The organism is Bdellovibrio bacteriovorus, from assembly GCF_041888015.1.
GTDB lineage: Bacteria > Bdellovibrionota > Bdellovibrionia > Bdellovibrionales > Bdellovibrionaceae > Bdellovibrio.
Genome location: NZ_CP168968.1, coordinates 3,038,430 through 3,060,075 on the forward strand (window position 1 = coordinate 3,038,430; position 21,646 = coordinate 3,060,075).

15 protein-coding genes are annotated in these 21,646 nt (G+C 48.8%); 5 read left to right on the forward strand and 10 right to left on the reverse strand.

Translation table 11 applies throughout. The annotated features are described in order from the left end of the window. Position 1 precedes the first annotated feature (1 nt). From ACES2G_RS14550 to ACES2G_RS14560, 3 genes are all read right to left on the reverse strand, one after another. A complete protein-coding gene (locus tag ACES2G_RS14550) occupies positions 2-739 on the reverse strand; it encodes a transporter substrate-binding domain-containing protein (RefSeq protein ID WP_347357958.1) in 738 nt (245 codons plus the stop codon). 169 nt (positions 740-908) lie between these two features. Next, complete coding sequence (locus ACES2G_RS14555) at positions 909-1,685, reverse strand: SDR family NAD(P)-dependent oxidoreductase (protein ID WP_347357959.1); 777 nt, start codon at positions 1,683-1,685, stop codon at positions 909-911. Positions 1,686-1,690: 5 nt separating this feature from the next. Beyond that, positions 1,691-2,443 (reverse strand): RNase H family protein, encoded by a 753-nt coding sequence (locus ACES2G_RS14560; RefSeq protein WP_374000598.1) that lies wholly within the window; start codon positions 2,441-2,443, stop codon positions 1,691-1,693. 221 nt (positions 2,444-2,664) lie between these two features. On the opposite strand from ACES2G_RS14560, the gene ACES2G_RS14565 reads away from it, so the two are divergent. Together ACES2G_RS14565 and ACES2G_RS14570 are read left to right on the forward strand one after the other, a co-directional pair. Further along, a complete protein-coding gene (locus ACES2G_RS14565) occupies positions 2,665-3,519 on the forward strand; it encodes a hypothetical protein (RefSeq protein WP_347357961.1) in 855 nt (284 codons plus the stop codon). Between the two features lie 7 nt (positions 3,520-3,526). Beyond that, positions 3,527-4,312, forward strand: coding sequence for a hypothetical protein (locus tag ACES2G_RS14570; protein ID WP_347357962.1), 786 nt, complete (start codon positions 3,527-3,529; stop codon positions 4,310-4,312). Here the strand turns inward: ACES2G_RS14570 and ACES2G_RS14575 are convergent. Then, positions 4,266-5,048, reverse strand: a complete 783-nt coding sequence (locus ACES2G_RS14575; RefSeq protein WP_374000599.1) for a DUF5602 domain-containing protein — start codon at positions 5,046-5,048, stop codon at positions 4,266-4,268. The genes ACES2G_RS14570 and ACES2G_RS14575 overlap by 47 nt on opposite strands. 296 nt (positions 5,049-5,344) lie before the next feature. Between ACES2G_RS14575 and ACES2G_RS14580 the strand changes: the two genes are divergently transcribed. Then, a complete protein-coding gene (locus ACES2G_RS14580) occupies positions 5,345-10,204 on the forward strand; it encodes a hypothetical protein (RefSeq protein ID WP_374000600.1) in 4,860 nt (1,619 codons plus the stop codon). A gap of 99 nt (positions 10,205-10,303) precedes the next feature. Then, positions 10,304-10,777 carry a hypothetical protein gene (locus ACES2G_RS14585; RefSeq protein WP_347357965.1) on the forward strand — a complete coding sequence of 158 codons (474 nt, stop codon included), beginning with the start codon at positions 10,304-10,306 and terminating at the stop codon, positions 10,775-10,777. Positions 10,778-10,823: 46 nt separating this feature from the next. On the opposite strand, the gene ACES2G_RS14590 is transcribed toward ACES2G_RS14585, so the two are convergent. The 6 genes from ACES2G_RS14590 to ACES2G_RS14615 are packed head-to-tail and all read right to left on the reverse strand — an operon-like array spanning position 10,824 to position 20,656. Beyond that, the gene (locus ACES2G_RS14590) at positions 10,824-11,618 is read right to left on the reverse strand and encodes a PilZ domain-containing protein (protein ID WP_374000601.1); all 795 of its coding nucleotides are present in this window, start codon (positions 11,616-11,618) and stop codon (positions 10,824-10,826) included. A 27-nt stretch (positions 11,619-11,645) separates the two neighbouring features. Beyond that, entirely contained in the window at positions 11,646-14,726 is a 3,081-nt protein-coding gene (locus ACES2G_RS14595) for a UvrD-helicase domain-containing protein (RefSeq protein WP_374000602.1), read from the reverse strand. Continuing rightward, positions 14,702-17,425, reverse strand: a complete 2,724-nt coding sequence (locus tag ACES2G_RS14600; RefSeq protein WP_374000603.1) for a PD-(D/E)XK nuclease family protein — start codon at positions 17,423-17,425, stop codon at positions 14,702-14,704. The genes ACES2G_RS14595 and ACES2G_RS14600 overlap by 25 nt, the downstream gene beginning before the upstream one ends. 7 nt (positions 17,426-17,432) lie before the next feature. Then, a complete protein-coding gene (locus tag ACES2G_RS14605; protein WP_374000604.1) occupies positions 17,433-18,548 on the reverse strand; it encodes a hypothetical protein in 1,116 nt (371 codons plus the stop codon). After that, complete coding sequence (locus ACES2G_RS14610; RefSeq protein ID WP_374000605.1) at positions 18,548-19,561, reverse strand: hypothetical protein; 1,014 nt, start codon at positions 19,559-19,561, stop codon at positions 18,548-18,550. Before ACES2G_RS14610 ends, ACES2G_RS14605 begins: the two co-directional genes overlap by 1 nt. 9 nt (positions 19,562-19,570) lie before the next feature. After that, positions 19,571-20,656: a hypothetical protein gene (locus tag ACES2G_RS14615; RefSeq protein ID WP_347359516.1), complete on the reverse strand. Its 1,086-nt coding sequence runs from the start codon at positions 20,654-20,656 to the stop codon at positions 19,571-19,573. Between the two features lie 197 nt (positions 20,657-20,853). On the opposite strand from ACES2G_RS14615, the gene ACES2G_RS14620 reads away from it, so the two are divergent. Then, entirely contained in the window at positions 20,854-21,591 is a 738-nt protein-coding gene (locus ACES2G_RS14620) for a hypothetical protein (protein WP_374000606.1), read from the forward strand. Positions 21,592-21,646: the final 55 nt, after the last annotated feature.

Genomic DNA, 21,646 nt, shown 5'->3' on the forward strand with positions numbered 1-21,646 from the left:
TTTATTCTGAAAGTCGATGTTGCGCCTCTTGCAGGCTGACATATTTTGAAAAGATGCGGAGGAAACTCCCATCTTTTTTCATTTCATCCAAAGCCTTTTCCAACAACAAGCGCTCTTCCGTACTGACCCGACGCTTGGAGATAAACGCGCCGATTTCAACCCTCATCGACCTGTCCTCCACTCTTTCAATCAGCTTTTCCAAATGAAGCTTGGAGATATAGTGCGTATTCACAATGCCTGAAAATAAAATAGCCTGCACACGACCGGCCTTCAATAATCGAAATGCCCCCTCTGGCCCTGGAGTTCCCAAAAGGCGGCCCTCCTTAAGCAGTTCTTCCTCCTGCTTTCTATCAATCATATTCCAGCCACCGATCAGGTGCGCGAACTTAATGTTCTTATCCTGAAGATAATCTTCGATCTTCCATTCGGAACGATAGCTCCCTTGAGCCACCAGCATCTCACGATAATTGGTATAGAGGCGGACGAAATGTCCTCCCTTGGAGTAACCAGAGCGTTCAGACCCCAGCAATGCAATATCCGAGCGGCCACTGGACATATTCTCAATGCCCACCGGCAAGGAACGTTCTGTTTCAATGAATGTGCACCCCAGGCGGGACTGTAGCTCCATGGTAATGTCGTGAGCAAATCCCTCAAGACGGCCATTCTTGCGAATAGCCAAGGGCTCAAAATCGCTAATGTCCACCAGATAACGACGCGCACAGGTCGCTGACTTTTTCACAGCTTCCTTATCCTGAGCCGGGACCTCCCGCACAAGAAACACAAATAACAATAAAGAAAAAAACAGCCTCGGCAATATCATTTCCCAATTCCTGTCTACTTCTCGGCACCCTTGAAAAAGGTTTCAAGAGCCTTACAGGAACTTAAGATTTACAGAGGTCGTGGACACATCAGGAGCGCTTAAAGCGGCGTAGAACTTCCATCTCAAAAAGAGGCTTTGCCATTTTCGCAATCTTCAGCCCCACCCCGGTTAGACCCGAAGGCTCAACCACTTCCAGATCGTGCAAGATCGCCTCGCGAATCACCTGCGCATACTTCATAGGCGACATGGTGTCCGTCGGAATTTCAAAATTCTTGGAGTATAGATTTTCGACTTCATCAAACATACGAGTTCTTACTGCCGGCGTGATCAACAACAAGGTGGAAACGCCCGTGTCTTTCAGCTCCAAACGAATGCAGTTTGTGAAGGCCACGACTGCCGCCTTGGAAGCTGCATACGTCGAAGCACAGGGGAAATGCATATACGCAGACACGCTGGAGTTATTGATAATTTTCCCACGTTTTCTCTTCAACATTCCCGGCAGAATCCCATGAGTCAGGTGCACGAGAGCATTCACATTCACCTGCATCATTTTATAGATATCATCAATGGGCTGTTTTTCAATCAGTCCACCCGTCAGCAAACCGGCATTATTGAACAGAATATCCAATGGAACTTCTTTCAACTGCTCCAACAAAGCATCCACACCTTCCCGAGTAGCAAGGTCGGTTTCATGAACCGTCACGGACTTGGCACCCAAGTCCATCAGCTCTTGTACGATCTCTTCATCGTTCTTACGCAACACCAGATGCAGATGTGCTTTGTCTTCGGCACACATCTTCGCAAAGGCACGGCCAATCCCACGACTGGCCCCAGTGATCAGGATTTGTCTGTTGCTGATTTCCATAGTGCTTATCCTTCCTTGATTTCCGTCCCAGACCCCAAGCCCCAGGACTTCAAGATTTCCAGCTCTTCAGCGGCGGACATGGCTTTTTTAAACTTGGCTCCGGACTGGCCACTGACCCGTTTCTGACAGGATGGCCAGTTGCGATGGCGATAGACCAGCCCCCCCAGATTGCTCAAATAGCTAAAGGCTTCTTTCTTTTTTTCGCCAGCGCCCTTCATCTCGGGCAATGCGGTATTGATCGGAACATTCAAAAGATCAATCCCATAGTGTTCCAGATCACCACGATATAATTGTATATATTCCTTTTTGGAAAAGGCCACCGCGATTCGATCACAGCGCTCATTCCCCGGCGTACCCACGTGACCACGGGAATAAAGCCATTCGATTTTCCCCTGTGCACCTCGCGCAGCCACGACTTGCGAAATATCCTCCCACAGATCGCGATTGGACACTTCACCGCCTTCTGCGGTTTGCCAGTTCTTACGGCGCCATCCAAAAATCCACTGTGTGATTCCTCGGATCAGGTACGTCGAATCGGTATAGAAATGAATTGGCATTTTCAGGTGAGCCACGGCTCGCAGAGCCTCTAAGGAAGCTGTCATCTCCATACGATTGTTCGTTGTTGAAGACTCTCCAGCGCCAAGTTCAAGCACCTGATTGTCAGGATAAAGAAGAACACTGCCCCAGCCTCCGGGACCAGGGTTCCCAGAGCACGCACCATCGGAATAAATCAGAATATAATCTCTCGTTTTTTGCACCTGACCATCCTCATCGCGTTGGCTGGGACTGTCAAGACGACCCGTAGCTCGTCTGACTTATTTGCTCACTATGCAATTGGCCGGTGCCACAGCCCCTTTTGGGACTGGTGGCTAAACGTTGGACAGTCCAATGTGCTTAAAATGACTCAGACTGAATTTATTACTGGCACTGTCTTCGCAATAAGTTCTTTAGGAGCTTTTTAAGCTCTTGAGGAGAAGCTATGGTTAATGCAATTCGCCCCCTTATTGGACTTGTGCTCACAGCGCTGATGGCGGCACCGGTTTTTGCCAATAACAATGCTTCTGTCACCTCCCCCACTTCCGTCATGCAGGCGCCTAAAAAAGATGGACGCCGCTGGAGCGGATTCATCAGTGCCAGCCGCTCAACAAATCTGATCAATCATGAAGATGGAACTCAGTCTGATGCGATGGACTATCTGGCTCGCTTAAACCTGAAGCTGACCAACAACTTCTCCCTGCGCGTGCAAGGGGGCTATTCTCAGGACATGAAAGACGCCCAGAATGATGACTTCAGCAACACATCTGTATCCCTGCGTCGCTCACCTTTTGATCTGAACAACGCCTTCAAAGGCACTTATCGTCTGGGTATGATTGCTCCGACGTCCAAGGATGCTCATAAAAGACAAAATCTTCTGACGGGCGTCACTGTCGGTGGTGACTTGATGATCAATCCGGACCGTCTCATTACAGGACTGGATATCATGGGCGGCGCCAGTGTCACTCGCAATATCCACCAGTATGAAACCGCACTGGATGGGGCTGTGAATACTCAATACAGCTCTTCCCAGATGGTTTCCGTTTCCTATTCATTTGAATCAGGAATTGCCTTGTCTGCCACGTTCACTCACATGAACACCTGGTCCTATCAGGACGTCATGAGAGACTCTTTCGATTTCAGCCAGGAAATTGGCTATGATATCAACTCGTCCCTCAATATTGCCGCCGGCCACACCAACTCAGGCTCCACTCTGAGACCCAACGGCACGGATTCCAACGTCAAATTACTGGATGAAGAAAGTTCTCTGATCTACGCCTCTGCCACCTTTATTTTCTAGGAACCGCATGAGACTTTGGCTGGCAGTCCTATTATTGATATGCTTCCAGCCTTTCACCGCCAGGGCGAATGCTCCAATTGATCTTGTCTTCGATATCGACTGGACGACCTTTTATTCCATTGAAAAAGCGAACGATACCGATCCTCAACAGCGCACCGTCGAAGGTAAAACCTATCGCTACACCGACCATCTGCCCGAGATGATAGAAACCCTTTTACAAAGACATCCCGAAGTTCGCATCAGCTTCTTCAGCGGTGGCGAAAGATCACGCAATGAAACTTTGCTTTCACAGGTTCACCTTTCCGATGGAAGGTCTTTGCGAGATGTCGCTTACCGCGTGTTTTCCAAAGAGCATCTGAAAGAGCTGTCTCAAGATGAGACCATCCGTTTTTCAAAGCGCTATAAGAAGGATCTTGCACTGGTTCTGCCAGAATCCAACCCCGCTCGCACTATCCTGATCGACGATCAGGTTGAATTCGCAGTGAAACCCTATAAAGCCGTTTCCTCTCTGGGATTCTTTAATTTCAGCAACGACTTCAAAGCACCTCTGGCCAGTGAAGCCTATACACCTAAAACCCGGGCCGAATGGCTGCAAGAGCGCAAGAAAGCTCTGGTTTGGTTGCATCTTCTGGATGAGGCGCTTTTGGAAAGCAAACTAAAAGGGACCCACTTCGCCGATGAGGTTTCCCGTATCTGGGAACTCAAGTCCGCAAGCCCCTTAGCTCGTATGTATGGCCAACGCCTGCTCAATACGCCGCGCGCAGTTTCCTGTCAGAAGGTTTTTGCTCTGTAGCAGCTTCCTTCTTCATCAAATCCCTCATCGTAATCATGTGCAGTCCCATCTCTTCGTTATATTCCAAGGTATAGCGAGCTGGATAGTACCCGGTTTCAGCCACAGCTTCCGCCATGGGGATCGGACTTTCAAAGGCCGTGGTGGCCTGAATAAACTCTCTCGTGATCATGGGCTCCAGGAAGTTCATCTTTCCACCATAAAATCCATAAATGAAAGTACTGGTGAAAGGCTGCCCGTTGTATTCCGGAGAACGCGGATCCACCCAATGCCAACCCATCCCCGGCACCCCCTCTGGAGTCGGCACGTAGTAAGGCGGGATTTGAGCGGCTGGCGCCATCTGCATGCAGACCGCATGATCATCCCCTTGACAGGTGATGGCTTCCCGCTCGGCCGGAGAAATCAGATAGAAATGAAAATCAAAATGCGGCTTGCCATAGATATTGTCAGGCTCATGTCCATGCGGCATCCAGTTTAGGACAATGTGATTGTAGGGCGGCAGCGAAACCACCGTCGGCAAAGCGACCACGTATAAACCCGGCTCATGCTCGGGAAGACCCTGCAAAGCTTCTCGGGGAAATGCCACGCCAATGGACAGCGGCTCCCCTGTATCTGAAGCTTCAACAAAAGATCTTACAGAAGCTTCCCCGATTGAAACCGGTGGTCCCCAGATCGTAACGGCCTGTGCGATCGAAGAAAGTACAAATGAAGTAAGAAGCGCAAAGGAAAACCTTTTCATGAATGACCTCCCATGTGTGCCCCTAGCTAAAACCCCGTCTCAATCTGAGACAAGGCTCATCCCACTGAACTGTCGGGAATCAGAGCTGATTTGTGCTCAAAATTAGAAAGGCCCGAATTGTCCCCTGACTAAAATCTCGACAGCTTCCAACGCTGTAATGCAAATAATTCCAACTGGGACCAAAGCACCGTGGCACCTTCGATGCATTTATTCCCTTCAGGAGAGAGTCATTCTTTGCAAAGCCCCTATATTCGATATGGGCCTTAAAGGGTGACATTTTAGGAATGGAGAGAGTTATGTCTAACAAGACTCAATACGCAAAGGCCCTGACCGCTCTGGTTGCTTTCGCACTGTTTGCTTCGGGTTGTACGAAGAAAAGAGATGCGGCTCTGCCGGAAGAAGCACAGGAATCCATCTTTGCGATCAGTGAAACAGATGCCATGCAGTCCGATTCTGCTGACATGCAGGTCACTACAGACGAGCGTCTGACAAACTTGAGCTTGGGTGATGCCTCTAAAGCCACTGCCGAAAAAGGTGTGGTTGCAGTTACAGACGCCAATGTTCCAAAGCGTCTGAAATACATGTTTAAAGGTCTTGAGATGACAGGACAAGCGGGCCGCTCCTACCCGATCACTGTGTCTGTGGACAAGCAGTTCGTAACTGCCTATAAAGTCGTCTCCGACGCTTCTGAACTTTCCATTCTTGAAAAACAGCTGGCTCAGGTTAAAGAAGAGGTTACTCTTCAGAAACAACTTCAAAAAACCAAAGACAATGCAAAAGTAAAATCTCTTCTGGCAAACTTGAAACAGATGCGCGCTCAAAAAGCGGCGGCTTTGGCTAAAAAAGATGCCAAGATCCTGGTTCCATTGTTCAAGTTCAAAATCACTGGTTACGGTGTCTTGCAAAGAGCAAAAAATCAGTTGAACGAGGAAACTTCCACACTTCGCTTGAAAACAACAGACTGGGCTGATGCGACTCACTTCCAGATGTCCATCAATCCATCCGACCGTATGATGGTGGGTATCGATGCCGCTTCCCGTGGTGAGCTGGATCGTACCTTTGTTATGGACCGTATCAACAATAAAGTAATGATTGCTAAAACTCTGAAAGAAGAGTTCCAGGTACCGGTGGCAATGCAGGAAGATGCCCGCGTTCTGACACTGTTGGACGTGGATGCTTTGCATGTATTCGAAATCGGTCAAATCGGCAAAACAGAGTTGAGCGATTCTCAAATGCAACAGTTGAAACTGGGTTCCAACAAATCCAATGTTCGTCAGTGCTCTGACGAACTGGTTAAAGCCCTTCCTGCTGACGCTCAAAAAGGTTGTATCCTGATCCTGCGTTACGATGTTCCAGTTTCTTATGTGCGTGCTGAGTTGCCAGTTGTGGACTACGACGGCAATCAGGATGCGACTATTTCCTTCAAGCCGATTCGTGCGGTTGAAAACACAGGTCTTGTTCAGATCGAACAAAACGTTCAACCTAAGAAAATCGAAGCTAACAATGAAATGGACCCACGCACGACTCTTCGTGTGGCTGATATCAAAGGCAAAGAGTTCTTCTTCAAACGTACTTTGGAAGACGCTCCAGAAACAACGATCTTCCCTCCAGGTATGGCCGGTTCATTGACTATCGTTAAATTTGATCTTGATGAAAACCGCCTGGTTGTTCGTAAAGCCGACAAATTGTTGAACCATAAAAATGGTTCCAACGCGATGGAGTACGAAGAACTGATGTCCATCCCGGTTAAGTACTTCAAACACGACAAAAAAGACGCTTCCGGTGCGAACTACTCCATGATCCGCATGTCTCCGGCGACTCGCGTGGATGCTGAATTCATCGAGATCGACTGGACTAAGAACACGCTGGCGTCTGACTACTCTCCATACGAGTCTTTGCAGGAATCCTGCATCCGCTCCATCGCGGACACTCAGGTGTCTGATGTGGATATGAAGCTGGACAAAGGTTCTTTGAGCTTCACGTTCAATTACTCTGCAGGTCTTTCTGTAGCGTGTATCTCTGACTACCGTGTTGCCAATGACTACAACGGTACTCCGAACTACTCCACAACAGCTCGTATGAAAGAGCGTGTTTCCTTCAAATTGAATGATGGCAAGTCTGACAAAGCTTACGCGCCAGAAGTTCCGTTCCGCGCACAAAACGCGATGGGCTACGGTGTTTGGACTATTGGTCAAATCAACCCGACTGAAACAGGTCTGTATGGCCGTGAAGGTCAAGAGCGCAACATGACAGTTGTTCACGACTTCCGTGACGGCAAAGTATTGTTGTACACAGTGACTGGTCTTGAGCCATCTGCGAACCTGAAACCTGAAGTACGCCAGTTGTTCATCGATACAACTAAAGAAGTTGTGAACGCTTGGGATCTTGCTTACAGACAAGCTTTCAAAGGCACTCCGTTCGAGCGCTCTGGTCGCTACGTAGAAGTTCAGTTCTCCGGCGAAGGCGGCGTTGACGCTAAAGTTGGTGATTTGGACAGAAACATCATCCACTTCGAGAATAAATTCAACGACAACCACGGTGTTCTGGGTGTGTCTCAGGTTGGTTACAACCCACGCTCTGGTATCGTAGTAGCTGATTCTCTGATCGTTTACGCGGGTAACTTGCAACAGTATATCGCAAGCACTCAGCGCAACCTTCAGATCTCCACAGCTTGGAACGATCAGAAAGAAGCTTTCCGCCAAGCAGCTTTGAAACAACTGACTCAACAACAGGAAGCCGAACAAGCTGCGGCGAAAAATGCCGAAGCCGGTGCAAAGGCTGGCGGCACAGCTGAAGAAAAAGTTCAGACAGCAACTCAGTTTGCAAAGAAAATCGCTCAGATCGCTCTTTCTCACAAGAAAGAAGCGGGCGCTCAGATGAAAACAAAAAATGTGTCCTCTGCAGCGACTAACGCTAAATCTGCAGCTCAATTGCGCAAGTCTTTGGGTGGCGCTGGTTCCTTCAAATACGCTTCTCCAAACATGGAAAGCGGCTGGTTGGATCGTGTTCTTCGTCAACTGAATGACAACAAATCCATGGACGTTGCGGAACTTGAAGGCTTGGTAGCCAAAGAAATGCTTGCTTCCAAGGGTGGCAAGCTGAACCAAAACGACAGAAGCCAGCTACAGGCGATGACTCGCCGTGGGGATGCTCGCGCAAAATTGGCTGCTCACTTCAAGAACTCTCCAGGCTGTATGTTGACTGCCCGCGAATCCTTGGGCCGTAAATACGCTGAAGGTTCATACATGGACGCTCTTCGTGAGATGTTGTACTTCGACTTGGGCCATGAAATGGGTCACTCTCAGGGTTTGACTCACAACTTCATCGGTTCCTTCGATAAAGCAAACTTCAACAATATGGATGGTTCTGAGTCCAAACGTAACTACTCCTCTATCATGGACTACTACTCTCCAGGCACATTCAACTGGGATGGTATCGGTACATATGACATCCATGCTTTGCGCGCTTCCCACACTGGTTTGTTGGAAAGCACTCAAGCTGGTAAGTTCGTACACGTGGACCAGATCAAAAACGCGATGAAGTCCTGGAACAATGTGACTGAAAACTCTGTTTCCAAGCACTTGAAGCCGTACAAATACTGCACGGACATCCACGTTCAACTTGAACCAACATGCCAACGCTTTGACTCTGGTACAACTGCGACTGAAATCGTGGAAAACCTGATCAAAGACTACGACGATGGATACGTAACGAACTACCACTCTTGGGGTCGTAACAACTTCTACCTGGGTTCCTCTGCAGGAGCGACAGGCAGATCCATGCACACAATGTTCTTGATGCGTCAGTTTATGGATGAGTTGTTCTACAAATTGGTTCTGGGTGTAGGTTCCCAGGAAGAGCGTCAGGACTACATGCAGGCGTCCCTGAAAGCTTACATCTTCTTCAACCAGTTGTTGAAGACTCCGGATGCCAACTCCTTGTTCTTGAGTCAGGACCGCTTCGAAGCGATTCCTTACCAGTACAAAGAGACAAATGAAAAAGGTGAAGAAACAGGCAAAGTGATCACTGATATTGAAATCGTGGAAAAACGCGCCTTGCAGGATATCGGAATTGCTTCAGACCGCCTGGATACAGTGGGTATCGAGTACGATAAGATCATGGCGATGAACTTCCTGACGATGAAAGGTTACCCAGAGTACAAGTACTATGCGAACAACATTGAGTTCTCGTTCCTGGACTTCGAAAAGTATATCCTGGGCATGACTCCGGAAAGCAGCATCTACGTGAACACAATGACAGGTATGCTTCTGGATCAGTTGCAACCGTCCTTCACAAATGCTCATGCTATCTTGAGCCCGGCTGAAGGTTTGAAGGCGACTGTTACAGCAGCTATGAGAGCTTACGCAGGTATCTTCTCAGTTCTGAATCTTGAGGCTTCCACGCTGAGAGACAAAGACAACTTTGCGAACCTGTTCAAAGTAGGTACTTCCGTTGGTGCCGCTCCGGCAGACCGTATCACCCTGAGCCAGTTGGGTGTGTCTGCGGACAGCAAAACACGTCTGACTTACTGGGCTGTGGACAACGCTCTTGCTTCCGGCACTTTGTTGCAGGTTGCAGCGGAAAAGAACAACGTCCTACAGGCTTCTGATGTTGTAGTTCCAATGATCGAAAAGATGATTGCTCTTCAAACTCAGGATCTTCTGACTCAAGGTAAGATGGCTGAACAGGTTAAAGCTGCGAAAGACGCTTTGACTGCGAAACTGAATGAACTGAACAAAGACGGTAAGCTGGTTTCTGCTGAACTTGTAAAAGCAAATCCACAGCTTTCTATCGAAGGTCAGGTTGGCATGATGGAAGAGTTGAACAAACAGATCATCTCTGTCTCCATCGCTCTTCTGACTGAACAAAAAGGCGCTCAGGAGGCGGCTCAACAGCTTGCTGAACAAGCGAACCAGATCGAAGAAGTTCTGCCATTGTTCTCCTTAAACTTCACTGCCGTGAAATCCGGCCTTGAAAAAACAGGTGCAGCTTTGAGCAAAAACAAAGGTCTGGAAGTTCTGGAACAATTGGGCGGCGTAGCTGGTCAGTTGGTAAATGGTTCCACTCTTGAAGTTTCCTACGGAATTATCATGAAGAACCTTGAGTTCCTCAACAAGCTGAGCTTGATGACGAACCCAGAGTTGAACAGACAGTAATAATAGGACTCTCCGGCCCGGGCTCTTCTCTCTCAGAGCCCGGGCTTTTTTGCTAAAAAAATATAAGTGCTTAACGAACAAATAAATCTGGAGTTTAAAATGAAAAAAGTAATCTTTGGTATGCTTCTCTTGTCCGCGTCCTCAGCCCTGGCTTCCGTGGAACAGTTTGCTGGCACCTATCGCCTGGCCAGCTCCCAGGTTGAAGGCGACACCTTCTGCTTTGAATCCTTCACAATCGAAGTTGACGGCAATGAGGCTTCATTCAACCGCGAAGGTTATACGATCTATTCGGGTGAAGTGAATGGCCCTAAACGCAAAGTCTCTTATTCCCATGGTGAAGCTTTGAGTTCCACAAAGGGCCATGAGCAAGTCACGCTGGAAAAAGGCGTTCTTTCCTTCCAGTTCAAGGGAACCAGCTCTTTCGTGGGTGTTCCGGCTACGCGCGAGGAAAGCACTATTTCCATGAAACTTTCTCAAGACGGCAGCAAGCTGACTTTGTTGAGAAAAGAGTTTGAAGGCGTGGCCTTCGGTATCGGCAAAAAAGCTGCTGCAAGCTGCCAGTACACTCGTTAATTCTGTCCTGAAAAAACAAAAAGGGAGGCTTCTAGCCTCCCTTTTTTTATGTTCTCATCTTGGGGAACAACCCTTCTCCGCGAGTCACAAGCTTCTTCAACCACATCCCAAAACCATCCTCAGGCCCCGGCAGTCTTTCGGTAACAATCAGACCTTCATTGTGAAGTCGTAAGATCAACTCTTTAACCTGACGGTCACTTTCTTCCCCGTGATCAAAGCGAACTCCGTACTGGGGAATTTCGCCGTGCTGAAGCTTGTAGACAACTTTCCCCTTAACTTCAACATGCTGCCCCTGAAAATCCCACGCTACGACGACATCGTCATTTTCATTCATTGCCGGAGCCGATGACAGTAACAAGCCACCTTGAGAGATACTTTTCACAAAGGCCTTTTCTCCATTCACAGCTCCCATGTGATTGAAGTGATAGCGTGGAGCTGCTTCCCACCAGCGTGTGCGTGGATCAAAGTAAACCTTCTGCACCGATGGCACCACAAAGTACGCCACCACCAGAAGGTCCACCACCACAACCACAATCAGTAACAGCAACGTGTTCAGATTCATGTTGGTCATGTAGCTATAAATATTGGAAGCCAGAACAACGACCAGGCATCCCAGATAAGCCCAGTAGCTCCAGCGCTTGCACACATAAATGAAGATTCCCGCCAGAACTGGAATTACCAAATAAATCAGCAGCAAAGGTTTGGGTAGAATCTCGAACCAGTATGTCCACTGCTGTCCCAGAGTTCTTCCAGAGCGCAGGGCATTCAGAACAAGATTTCCAACAGGTGCAAGAATGTGAAGAAGGGCAAGAATGATCAGGGACCATGGTTTTGTTTTCATAACAAAATGATATGGAACCCTGAATTTCTATACAAGGAAATAGTTATCGATGCTTTTCTCTAGCTGTTTGTTCAGATCCGTGGGATCAGTCACCGTTTCGATCTTCACGACCTCATCCATCGGGTACACAACAGCAAGCTTAATCTGCGAGACCCCTTGCAGGTAGTTCATACGATACAGAGCCCAGGCATAAGCCTCCAACTGGCGGAAGGCCATATCGGAATACCGCTGGGAACCCGTCTTGTAATCCACCATCCACAAAGTCCCGTCCACAATTCCCCAAAGATCTATCTGCCCCTGCATCAGGGCCTCTTTGTATTTCAGGGCAAAACCCCATTCCACAAAGCCGTTCTCGATAATCTTCAGTAATGGAAGCTCCGAGGTCTGGGCCAAGAACTCCAGCGGCTTACGCAGGTCTTCGTCCGAGATCTTTAAAAGTTCCTCAAAAGGAGTGAACTTTAAAGCTTCGAACAGACGATGGGCATTGGTTCCCTGCTGAGCCCGAGCCAGACCTTTTCCAAGTTGCGTGGCTTTTGCAGTGTACCCGTCCCCTTGCACACCTTCCGGCGTCACCAATTCTGTAACAGAAATATATTTGCGCTTTTCGGAAGCTTCCGATCCGGCCCACGGCGCGCGAACGTCTTTTTCCACCAAGTCCTGCTCAAGCATCCGAACCGGCTGCAGATTTTTAACGCGGACAACATAAGAGAAATCTTTTTCCTCATGCAGGCCTTCTTCCAGGTTAAGTGGACACTGGGCAGCCCAGGACTTTTTGCCGATCTTTTTATCCCATAACAAAGTCACACCGGACTTAGCCCGAGTTAAGGCCACATAAAGCACCCGGTTGAATTCTTCGGTTTCCCGGCGGCGCAGTTCTTCCACAATCTGATCAGCCAGAACACTTCCAGCCATGGCCTGTGTTTCTTCATTGCGAATCTTCAAGGACCATAAGCCCGTCTTTTCGTGAATACTTAAAATCGGTGCATGACTGGCACGCGGATCATTGCCCATTCCCGGCAAGATCACCTGATCAAACTGCAAGCCTTTGGAAGCATGGACCGTCATAAAGTTCACACGCTTGGGCTCAATAACCGGCGTGGCATCAGCATCCTCGCCCCCCTCATCGGTGGACAAGGTTTCCAAGCTTGCATCCAGGAAGTCGAGATAGTTAAAACCCGGACGACGTTCTTCCTGAGACAGTAACGCCACTACCTTCCACAGGTTGGCTTCACGCCGCCCCGAGGAATCAATGCGGGCCGAATAATCAAACAGCCCCAGATCAATCAACGCTTTTTTAAGAGTGAACGACAACCCCTTTGTTTCTGCCTGCCCCAGCAATGTCTTCAATATTCGCAGAGGATGATGTTCGTCACGACTGTCGACGTTTTTTTGTGCTTCTTTCCAGAAGGAATGACGGAAGGAGTGGCAGTAAGTCACAATTTCCGAATCAGACAAGGCCAACCACGGGGATCTTAAAAGAGTCACGAAGTTGGCATTGTCATGTGGATTCACCAAAAACTTCAAAATCGCCAAAGCATCCAGGACTTCACGGCGTTCGTAGAAGCCACTGCCGCTATGAAGCTGCAATGGGACTCCGTACTCCTGTGCAACCTTGGCAATATCTTCCAGTGTTTTGTGAGTACGCCCCAGAACACAAATCTGCTCAGGACTAGTTCCCTGTTGCAAGAGCTCCTGAATACGAGACACGGTCGCCAAAACTTCGGCCGAAGTCTCTTGATCGTCGCCGGTTTCAGTCAAAAGAACCTGCACCACGGGATTGGCCGGGCCTTTTTTCTCTTTTCTTTCATCCGGAGTCATCGCCGCAAACTGCGGCCCGAGTCTTGTGAAATAATGATTGAAGAACTCCAGCACTTCCGGCGATGAACGGTAATTCACCAGCTTGACCTGCACATCCCCATTCTGAGCAGAGATCTCGTCCACTTTTTCCTTAAAGACTTCCGAACGCGCGCCCCGGAAAAGGTAAATACTTTGCTGAGGATCCCCGACGATAAAGACCGGTCTTTCCCCAACCAGATGGCGCAACAGCTCCACCTGCACCGGACTGGTGTCCTGATATTCATCGACCATCCAGAAATCCCACTCCAGAGAAAACTTCACGGCGGCTTCTGGCTGATCCATGATGATTTTGTAGGCCAACGTTTCAAGATCACTCATCGACAACAGACCATTTTCAATTTTCGTCTGCATGAAGTCGTGACTGAATTTTTTCGCCAACTCTTCAAAAAGCCCACAGTTACGCTGATGGCGATCCCAATACTCGGGACGATAACGAGGCTCCCCAAGAAGCACATCAATACGGTCGCGCACTTCCTCCAGCTCTTCATTCAGACTTAAACTAAACGGAGCCGAGGCCTTGCGGAAGACCGGCTTGGTGGTGTGTTCCCAGAAACTATCCAAACGCTCAAAGAACTGGGTCCATTCCGAGTTGTTCACATTCCAGGAAAATCCGGTCATTGACCCGGCATACTCGATCCATTTGTCGTTCGAGGTTTCCTGAGAAATTTCAAGACACACCCGACGCAACTGACCGGCAATCTGTTGAACAATCTTGGCGGTTTCGGCTTCCAGCTCATCGCGGGAAATAAAAGTCATGCCCGGGAAGATCACGTGCTCAGAAAAATACTTCAGCAGTGCACCTTCCAGTGTCTGGAAGTCATACTCTTCCAAAAGCTCCTGCAACTGCGGATTTTCCAGAAGATATTTGCGCATGATCTTGCGTGCGCCCTTGCGGATCTCGGAATCACTCATGATCTTATAATCCGGGGTCAGACCGATGGCCGATCCATAACGGGAAAGGAATAGACTTAAAACCCCGTGAATGGTGGAAATCTGAACCTGGGACTTGGAGCTGACGAACTGAAACAGATCATCGCGCTTTTCTTCCAGGGCTTTTCCCAAAAGACGTTCTTTCAATTCCTGAGTGGCCTTACGGGTGAAGGTCGTCACCACAATACGCGGGAACTTCCCGTGCTGAACCTGAAAGTCACTGGCGAACTTCAGGAAGGTCTGAGTCAACGTGGTGGTCTTCCCCGCACCGGCACCGGCACGCAGGATGATATTTTTTAATTCAGATGTGGTGCCCGACATTGGCGCCTCCACTCACAGGTTGTACAGGTTTTATAATCTGCCGGACGAGCATCACATTCGCCATTTTTGATTCGGTCCAGAGTCGTCATCAGAATCTGGCTGAATTCGGTCAGATAGCGTTCTTTGGCTTCATAAGTGGCATTTTTATCCTTGCGCTTGGAAGCCGGATAAAGGGCTCCCGCCAGATCCTCGACCTTAAAGCCTTTGCGTTCAAAGTTTCGGAACACATAATAGAACAGACCGATCACTTCGCCCTGCACATCCTCCATCAATCCTTTTTCCAGAACCCACATATAGAAGAGCAATTGCAGCTCATGGTTCTTCAACCACGAGGCGTGAGCAGAAATTCCGCCCGAAGAACTCTTATAATCCACAACAACCAAATGACCATCTCCGTCCGTATCCACACGATCGATCTGACCGGAAATACGGAAGCAGTTATCCTTGGCCTCGCGGTGGATTTCTTCTGTTTTTGGATCAAGATAAAATTCAAAGCGCTTTTCACGCCCAATAGTGCGAGTTTTCCTGAACTCCTGACGCCAGCGTTTTTCAAAATCCAAGAAGCGCAGACCCAACTGAACATGGCGTTTTTTTAGCGGCGTCCACAGACGCTCATCTGCAAAGAGCAGCTTCTTTTCGACGCGGACCTTTTCCAGAAGTTCTTCCAATTCAGGAACCGTCCAGTCAAAGCGCATGGGCTCAATTGTTAACTGTTCGAAGATCGCATGGGCTAATTGCCCCCGGGTGCGATGATCCACATCCAAATCAATATCAGGCAGATCCTTCAGTTTGAAATATCTCTGAGCCGCAAATATAAAAGGACACTCCAGAAAGCTTTCTACAGCAGAGGCAGAAATTCGCGGAAGCTCCGCCCCCAGAATAGGCGAATAAGGCACCTTTCCTAGATCCTGTTCAATGCGGTCTTCGACCTGCTGTTTACGCCCGGCCAGCAAAGGACGCTCACCCCGCTGCTGTGAGTGCTGTAATTCATCCCAACGGGTTTCCAAAGGAACCGTCAGCTTTTCATGTTCACCTTGCAAGCTCATCCAGAACGTTGCAGGGGAACACAGCGAACCGCTCAGATCCGTGGCACCAAAACAGTAAAGATCTTCATCGCTTTCGGCCTGAGCTAACAAACGCAGCTCAAACTCCAGATCACTTTGATCCGGATTATCCAGGTAAAAGCCAATGTCCTTGGCCAACTCAAAATAGTCCTGACCTGAAAGTTGGGTCTTATTTCGGCCTTTCAAAGATTCATCCGTCAGCCCCACAAAGATACGGCGTCGGGCCTTTTCACTGTGCGCTGACATCAGCTTAGTCACCATCACGCCGCGAGGCTCACCCTTTTCAAGAGTGTACTCTTTCGCGGCGACGATGCTTTCCAGGTAGCTCAACCATTCTTTCCAGGTTAGCGAAGTGGTGCTGATAGCATTTTGCAAAAGCTCACGCAGAATGACCTGAACGATGTCCGTTTCATCCGCGTTCCAGGATATCAAAGCCTTCGCAACAAACTCATCGCGTTTTAAAAAGCCCGTCAAATCCATCTGTTCAAAGAAAACCTTATGAACAATGTCGTTACGAGCCAGATCCTCATTCACGTACAGACTTTTAAACAAAGCCCGGAACTCTTCATAGCGCAGTTGCTGGGCTTCTTCTTTTTCAAAGAAAGAAATCTCCAGATCCGAACTTGAAAGCCTTCCGCTTTTTGAGCGCAAGAGCGCCAACCAACGAGTCACAGAGGGAAGACTTTGGGCTTTATGAGTAATATCCTTCTGAACCGGAATTCCCTCTTCCGCCAGATAGGCCTGAAGGACTGGCCAGTAGGTCTCAATATCCGGAGCAATAATAGCGATATTATCTGCGGCGATTCCCTGTTCCAGCCAGCGGCGCACTGTGCCCACGCTGTTTTTGATTTCAGCCAGCATCCCGGAAAAACGCAGAACTTCGATTTTTTTTGCCACTTCGGCGGGCTTGGGCAGTTTTTCCGTTTTTGCGCTCTGTGCGCGCAAGTCATCATAAGGTTTTAGCAGGAAATGAAAATCTTTACGCCACTCGGGATTCGGCTCCAGAATCACCACATCAACTGATCGGGAAAGCACATGCAAAAGCTCGGCCTCCACGCGGGTGATTTCTCCACTCAGATCCACGATCAAGGGAATATTCCAGACTCGTTCAAGCTCATTGAAGTTTTGCAGATAAGAAGTAATCCAATCCGCCGTGATGACACGGTGATCCTGCAAAAGCTTTAAAGCACAGAAGCGTGCACGCAGATACCATTCTTTCCAGCGGTTCATTGCCTCGGGATGACTTTCAAACCATTCCGTCAGACGCTGAGTTCCCTCGGGATGGAAAATCACCGCTGCCATCTGGTCGATATAGCTGAATACTGTGTCTTCTGCGGAAGAGTTCACACCCAGAACTTCGGCGTGTTCATCCATGATGGTACGCAGAAGAGATCTGGCAAAAGGATCACTGACCAAACGCAGGCCCGGGTCCAGACGTTTCAACAACATCTTCCACAAGTCACTGGCACGCAGAACAGACTCATCCACATATTGGCCATCACGGCCCAGAATTTTTTGCTGAAGTTCAAATTTAGTGCGCAAGTCCGAAACCAGCCAGGACTGTTCTTTCGGATTATAGTTGGCGAAGATCTCGGAAATCTGAGATCTGCTTTCAATGGAAATAACTTTCAGCATTTTTGGATTACCGGCGTTGTTTCAGTTTTCTCTTCTTGCCGCTATTATCCGTGAATTTGAAGTTAGCATCAAAGCTTAAATCAATGCTGAGGCCCACCATGACACGATTGTCGGCGCTCTGACCGGGATAGACGCCCAGCTCTTCGGTGTAACTTGCAGCATCAATGCGGAAAATGAAAAAGTCCATGCCTACACCATAGGACACGTATCCCTGATTTACACCTGCGCGCAGATCCAAGAAAGGCAAAGAGATCTCAGTACCCAAATGCAATTTTTTACCGATTTGAATATCCGGGTCCAAAAGATGTTGCCCTTCCAAGGCAATCACCCAATCAAGACCAGGCAAGTCGACCCCCAAAGCAACACCAGCACCTAAATTTTGCGGAATATGCGAAGGCGCATCGCTACCCGCTGTTTTCGTAAACGCCGTGCTCCCAATATCCTTCCACACCACAGTCAGTGTTGGATTAAGCGGCGTGTCCGCTTCGGTCATCAGCGCAAAATCAGCACCGTAACCTGTTCCCTTATTCTGGAACTCATCCATGACTCCTTGGATATCGCCAGCATTGGCAACAGTTCCCAAACCAAGCTCTTGAACGTCACCACCCCAACGATTGATCCTTTTTAATGCCAAGCCCAAAGAGGTTTTTGGGCCCAGAGGATAAGATCCACCTATGACATAAGCCTCATCGTTACGGAAATAAGTGGTAAATGAAGGAAACCCTGGATTATGCAGTTCCAACGAAACTGTATAATCTGTGTAGTAACCAAAACCCAGGTATGGCAGGGCGACCGCCGCACTTCCCATGGCATTGGCATAAATTCGACGACCGAAAAGGTCGTTGTATGTTGATGGATCATTCTGATCAAGATTTTTGATCGCATCCAAATCTTCTGTCGACAGCATACGTCCACCTAGATTCACCCCCAGCAGATGGATGTCTAATCCTTCGATGCGTCCCATGGCCGCCGGATTGACAAACAAGGCCTCAGACCCACGAATAGTCGTCAGGGCGGCGCCTCCCATCCCTAAGGTTCGGATCGAGCGATACATTTGATTGATCTCTTGCGCCGAGGCCCAGGATGATATCAGTAAAATAGATAGTGCAATCAACGTCTTCATTATGGCACCGGCGGTTTCAGTCTGATGCAACAGTAGGATGGATCATTAAGGTCATAAGGGGCTGGTGGAGCAGGGGCGGCCCCAGGAGTGCAAGTTCCAAAACCCATGGCCGAGGAATCCATCAAAACACGAATTGTATAAAGCAACTCAGGCGTGACCGCAGCCACATTCGTCGCAGTACAGTTCCCTGCACCCGCCACAGCTTCACACTGAGTCAGCGCATCCTGCAGGGCCGTCAATGTCGAGTTTCCTCCGCTTAGAACTGCAGCCAGAGCCGACATGTTTTCAAAAATAATCCCAATTCCAGAGGCCACTTTTTTCGCCTCGGTGTCTGTGATGGAACGGTTTGGCGCAGCCGCTGGCGCCGGAATCGAAAGAGGATTTGCCGGGTCGATTGGAGCTGGCGGAACCGGATTCGCTGGCGGCCAACCATCCGTTGCCGTATTAGTTCCCGGCGCACCCGAGTAGTTATGACAAACATTGAAATCCGTCTTATATACTCCATCCGCCACTCCATCCAGCGTAGGATCTAACTTCGCACCCAATGTTGTCCCGATACGCGCGATGCCCAGGATGGTCAGAAACAAATTCTGATCATTGGTTCGCTGAAGCACTGATCCGAATGAAGTAATAATACTGATCGAACGATCGCAAGCACTCGTATCCAATGTGTTGCCAGCGAATATACTCATAAAGAACGGGAAAATACTGGTCGACGAACTGTTTTTCAATCCATTGATGATATCCACAAAAGTAAATCCGCATTTCCCGGCATAGGCTCCCGCCAATGCTTCCTGCACATCCACTTGTGCGGCATAACCGTCGCTCATCTGATTTTCGATGATGTCGATCGCAGCACTCCATTCCAACTTATCAATCTTCTTTTTAGCTTCAAAGAAAAGAGCTTCATCGGAGTCCGTCTCTGACACATCCGTCAGCAGGTTGGGCTGCCCACACGAAGTGGTCAGCGTCAAAGATAGAAGTAATATCAAAGTCCTTTTAAAACCTGTCATGCTTCATCCTTAAAAGCGGTATGCGAACTTGAAGGTGTAACGTCTGTCTTCACGAGGAGAATCCGAGGTGCCGATTTCTTCGCCGTAAGTGGCGAACTGCCACTGAAACTTTTCTGAGGCGAGTTCCATACCCGCTGTCCAATACCTTTGATTATATCCGCCTCTCAAGAAAAGCACATCTCCGAAGTTCAATTCGAGACCGCCGTGAATCAACTTGGCTTTATCCTCTTCATCCGCTGATGTTAATAAGCCACGGTATTCCACCGTCCATGCAGATCGCACGTATCTGGAATGAATCGGAAAGATTGCAGCAGCGACATCAATGTCCTGTTTGACCAAATTGGGACGATCCGTTGTGCTCATTCGGACACCATGTGCCTGATTGAAACTAGTGCCGCCCACATCGCGTACCACAGCTGAAATTGTCGGAATAAACGTCCACGGAGCCGCCAGAATCAAACCAACATCCGTGGAAAGTCCGACGCCTTCTGTGCCAATGGATTCATAGTCCAAGGGACCTGCCGCCAACAGAGTGGGATTATCCACTTCCACACGACTGATCAGCTTGGTGTTAAAGCCCAACTTCACACGCCCATCAAAAAGACGAAAATTGAATCCCAAAACAAATGCCAGATCATTTCTGTAATAAGTGTCGATGGTGGATCCATCCGAGGACATTTCCGCATCCAGGATATAATTGCCATAAAGACCAATTCCAAAATTTCTTCCTACCAAGGAAGGAAAGACCTGGGCTTTGGCGTGATAGTACGCTCCTCTTTTCGCATCCAAGGCAGCGTGGATATCTTCAAGAGCATATGGGTTGGAAAAAGCTTTTTCGCCATAGAACCCTTGAGTCTGATAGCCGAACTCCAGCTCCGGATCAAAGATGGTTCCATAAAAATCACGAAGTTTTCCCAAGGCTGCGGGATTGACCAGCAATGCTGTTTCATCATTCGTCACAGCCAGACAGGCGCCGCCCATCCCCTGACAACGAACTCCACTGTAAAAACTACGACGCTCACGCGCGCTCACATCCAGTGTCAACGCCATCAACAAGAGAGTTTGAATCAGCGTTATCCATAAAATCCTTTTCATAGATACCTCGCTTAAATATATCAATAGATATATCGGCAGACTGGGGCCTCACATTGAGACGTTTCACAAAAATACAATCCTAAGTCCTGCCATTTCGTGATGATTACGTTTTTAGGAGTTCTTAAATTGTGAGTTAAGGACCTTAGGATAGTGCCGATAAGTTCACTGTACTAAGGACCGTTATAAGGAGTTTCAGGATGTTTTCGAAGAAAATGGCAACCATGATTCTAGGATTGAGCGCAGCGCTTCTCACGGGATGTGAGGCTGAACAAACTGAGAAAGATATGATCGCAGAGGCCCAGTTCTGTATGGATGAAGCCCGCGATGCCGCCTCTGCCAATGCCTGTGTCAGCAAAATTTCAGGCCTGACATCACAGCAAGCCTACACACTTCGCTGCGCTGCCGGATTTATTTCCGCACAAGTAACCAGTGCCGAGAATCTTTCCAAAGCCCTGGATGCCCTGAGTGATCAAGGTGCTGGCGCCACGTCCATGCTGACGGTATTGAATTTCAACGACCCTGCACTTGCAAACAAGACTGCCTTGGACTGCAACCGTTCCGGTCAAAAAGGTTTGGCACTGATTGGGGCTTTGGCGAAAAGCTCTACGGCACTTGCAGATGCTGCAGGCAAATTGGGACTTGGTTCCTGTGCTGGCGGAGCGGATCTTAGTGCCTGCCAAAACTCAATCGAACAGGCTATTGGAGAAATCTTACAAAACCCAACTGTAGGAGCCGCGCCTGAAGCCATCGTCGCAATCGGCGAGTCCATTCAGACAGTTTATTCTGCGACTTGTGGAGGCGCTAGTGTTGCGAACAGCTCCATCTGTTCCGACATCAACGAAGCTGCAGCAACGGCTGGCATCGACATCGCAACTGCCGATATCGACGCCATCGGCAAAGCTCTTCTGGCACAGTGGCAGCCACCCGCTCCGTAAAGCGCACTGCTTATGTTAGAGCAAGAGGTACCTGCTCACTTTTGCAGAAGCAACG

Coding starts and splice junctions, on each gene's coding strand:
- ACES2G_RS14610 (WP_374000605.1), bottom strand. CDS start 19,561: ATGACAGGTTTTAAAAGGACTTTGATATTACTTCTATCTTTGACGCTG.
- ACES2G_RS14605 (WP_374000604.1), bottom strand. CDS start 18,548: ATGAAGACGTTGATTGCACTATCTATTTTACTGATATCATCCTGGGCC.
- ACES2G_RS14570 (WP_347357962.1), top strand. CDS start 3,527: ATGAGACTTTGGCTGGCAGTCCTATTATTGATATGCTTCCAGCCTTTC.
- ACES2G_RS14600 (WP_374000603.1), bottom strand. CDS start 17,425: ATGCTGAAAGTTATTTCCATTGAAAGCAGATCTCAGATTTCCGAGATC.
- ACES2G_RS14590 (WP_374000601.1), bottom strand. CDS start 11,618: ATGAAAACAAAACCATGGTCCCTGATCATTCTTGCCCTTCTTCACATT.
- ACES2G_RS14595 (WP_374000602.1), bottom strand. CDS start 14,726: ATGTCGGGCACCACATCTGAATTAAAAAATATCATCCTGCGTGCCGGT.
- ACES2G_RS14620 (WP_374000606.1), top strand. CDS start 20,854: ATGTTTTCGAAGAAAATGGCAACCATGATTCTAGGATTGAGCGCAGCG.
- ACES2G_RS14615 (WP_347359516.1), bottom strand. CDS start 20,656: ATGAAAAGGATTTTATGGATAACGCTGATTCAAACTCTCTTGTTGATG.
- ACES2G_RS14580 (WP_374000600.1), top strand. CDS start 5,345: ATGTCTAACAAGACTCAATACGCAAAGGCCCTGACCGCTCTGGTTGCT.
- ACES2G_RS14555 (WP_347357959.1), bottom strand. CDS start 1,685: ATGGAAATCAGCAACAGACAAATCCTGATCACTGGGGCCAGTCGTGGG.
- ACES2G_RS14575 (WP_374000599.1), bottom strand. CDS start 5,048: ATGAAAAGGTTTTCCTTTGCGCTTCTTACTTCATTTGTACTTTCTTCG.
- ACES2G_RS14585 (WP_347357965.1), top strand. CDS start 10,304: ATGAAAAAAGTAATCTTTGGTATGCTTCTCTTGTCCGCGTCCTCAGCC.
- ACES2G_RS14565 (WP_347357961.1), top strand. CDS start 2,665: ATGGTTAATGCAATTCGCCCCCTTATTGGACTTGTGCTCACAGCGCTG.